Origin of the sequence: Sphingomonas sp. GC_Shp_6 (assembly GCF_026540835.1) — a bacterium.
GTDB lineage: Bacteria > Pseudomonadota > Alphaproteobacteria > Sphingomonadales > Sphingomonadaceae > Sphingomonas.
Genome location: NZ_JALNUO010000040.1, coordinates 1 through 2,085 on the forward strand (window position 1 = coordinate 1; position 2,085 = coordinate 2,085).

3 protein-coding genes are annotated in these 2,085 nt (G+C 60.3%); 2 read left to right on the forward strand and 1 reads right to left on the reverse strand.

Features of this window, described 5'->3' with window-relative positions; translation table 11 throughout:
- On the reverse strand, positions 1 to 286 hold a 286-nt coding region (locus OXQ95_RS18565), incomplete at its 3' end, for an antibiotic biosynthesis monooxygenase (protein ID WP_267383105.1).
- Positions 287 to 562: 276 nt separating this feature from the next.
- Between OXQ95_RS18565 and OXQ95_RS18570 the strand changes: the two genes are divergently transcribed.
- Both OXQ95_RS18570 and OXQ95_RS18575 read left to right on the forward strand, forming a co-directional pair.
- Entirely contained in the window at positions 563 to 1,393 is an 831-nt protein-coding gene (locus OXQ95_RS18570; protein WP_267382991.1) for an aldo/keto reductase, read from the forward strand.
- A 6-nt stretch (positions 1,394 to 1,399) separates the two neighbouring features.
- Positions 1,400 to 2,068 carry a TMEM175 family protein gene (locus OXQ95_RS18575; protein ID WP_267382988.1) on the forward strand — a complete coding sequence of 223 codons (669 nt, stop codon included), beginning with the start codon at positions 1,400 to 1,402 and terminating at the stop codon, positions 2,066 to 2,068.
- Positions 2,069 to 2,085 lie beyond the last annotated feature (17 nt).

Genomic DNA, 2,085 nt, shown 5'->3' on the forward strand with positions numbered 1-2,085 from the left:
CTGCCAAGAGCGTGAGTTTGTGAATCTGCGGGGGCTCGGCGAAGAGTTCTTCCGCCTTGTCCATCAGCGCCGCGGCAACCTTGCCATCCAGATGCGCCTGCCGGTCTTCATCCGTATCGAATGTATCGAAGATCGCGTACGCGCCAGGGCCTTCTTGGATTGCGTACCAGGTCAAGGTACCGGGTTCGGCTTGAACGAGTGGTAGCGCCGACGTGAGAAACTCGGCGACATCGCTCTCCTTACCGGGCTTGGCTTTCAGCGGCACGTACAGCGCAAGTTTCGGCATGATGAACTCTCCAAGAGAAACGACCGACATCCGGCCACCGACATAACGAATGAGCGGTTGTGGGCGATGCATCCCCATTAAGCGATAGATGGCGTTGTGGTCGAAGAGACGAGAGTTTTCCGTGCCGGTTCGATTGCGCGCCGACCCTAAACGCTCTCAAACCGCGGAAAACGGGTGTCCGCCCATGTATACCGATGTTCGTTTGCACGTGGCGGTGGCCGACATATCCGCCTACCTTCGACGAGTAGCCGAGAACATCTGACGGAGCGGAAGCACATGAAATGCGTGACGCTGCCAGGCGGGGAAGTCGTTCCTTCGATGGGTCAAGGCACCTGGAAGATGGGCGAGCGTGCCGAGCGGCGCTCCGATGAGATCGCCGCGCTACGGGCCGGTGTCGAACTGGGCATGACGCTCGTCGATACCGCCGAAATGTACGGCGATGGTGCGGCGGAAACGCTGATCTGCGAGGCGCTGGGCAGCCTTCGCGACCAGTTGTTCCTCGTCAGCAAGGCGTATCCGCAGAACGCGTCGCGCGCACGCCTTTCCGGTGCATGCGAGGCGAGCCTGAAACGTCTCGGTACCGACCGGCTCGACCTCTACCTGCTTCACTGGCGGGGATCGGTGCCGCTCGCTGAGACAGTGGAGGCATTGGAGGCGCTGAAATCGGCAGGAAAGATTCGGTATTGGGGTGTCAGCAACCTCGATACCGACGATATGGACGAGCTCGTCGCTGTCGGCGGGGATGGCTGCGTGACGGATCAAATCCTCTACAATCTCGTCCGCCGAGGCCCCGAGTTGGACCTGTTGCCGTGGTTCGCCGATCATAAAATTCCAGTGATGGCGTATAGTCCCGTCGAGCAGGGACGACTCTCAAGCCATCCCGCGCTCGACAAAATCGCAGCCGAGATCGGTGCAACCCCTGTGCAGGTCGCACTGTCCTGGACGTTGCGGCACGACGGCCTCATCGCCATCCCGAAAGCGAGTTCGATCGCACATGTGCGGGAGAACCGCGCGGCCGCAGATATCGTCCTATCCGACGCCGACCTTGCGACACTCGACGCGGCATTTCCCCGGCCACGCGACCGTCGCCCGCTCGAAATGCTCTAGCGTCAGATGGCGATTCTCTCTCTCGAAGGAACCGAACGCAAACCGGATCGCCTTGAGGCTTTCATGGACGCGGTGCTGGCAATTGCGATCACCCTTCCGGTGGTCGAACTGCACGCACCAAAGAAGGCTGATGGCGACCTTGCAGCGGCGTACCTGAAGCTGGCACCGGATTATGCGGCCTACGGCCTTAGCGTGATCCTGATCGGCCTTTACTGGGCTTCCAGCCATTTCAGCGGCAAGCTTCTGCAAAAGACCGACCATGCCTACAATCTGCTTAGCATCGGCTTTCTTGCCGCCGTCAGCATCACGCCATTTCCTGCGCGTCCGCTAGTCGAGCATCTCGCCGGTGACGCGGAAAGCAAGGCCGCCGTCTTGGTCTATCTGGGCGTGGCAGCTGCGCCGGCGACGTGGTGGTTCGTGCGTTGGGTCTATGCAACAGCGAGGGCGCTTCCAGACCCGCGCCTGACGGACGCCTACCTCAGGCGACTAACGATCAAATACGGCGTCACTGCCGGAGCCTATTGGGCGGCATTCGGCTTAGCGTTTTGGAATTGGCGTATTGGATTAGTCGCGGCGGGTATTGTGACGTTGAGCTACATAATCCCTCCCGCAAGGCCCGTCTTCAAGGCGAGCGATGATAGGCCGAGTGAATACGGAAGCAACACTGGAGCATAGGCCGCTACAAGGCTGAT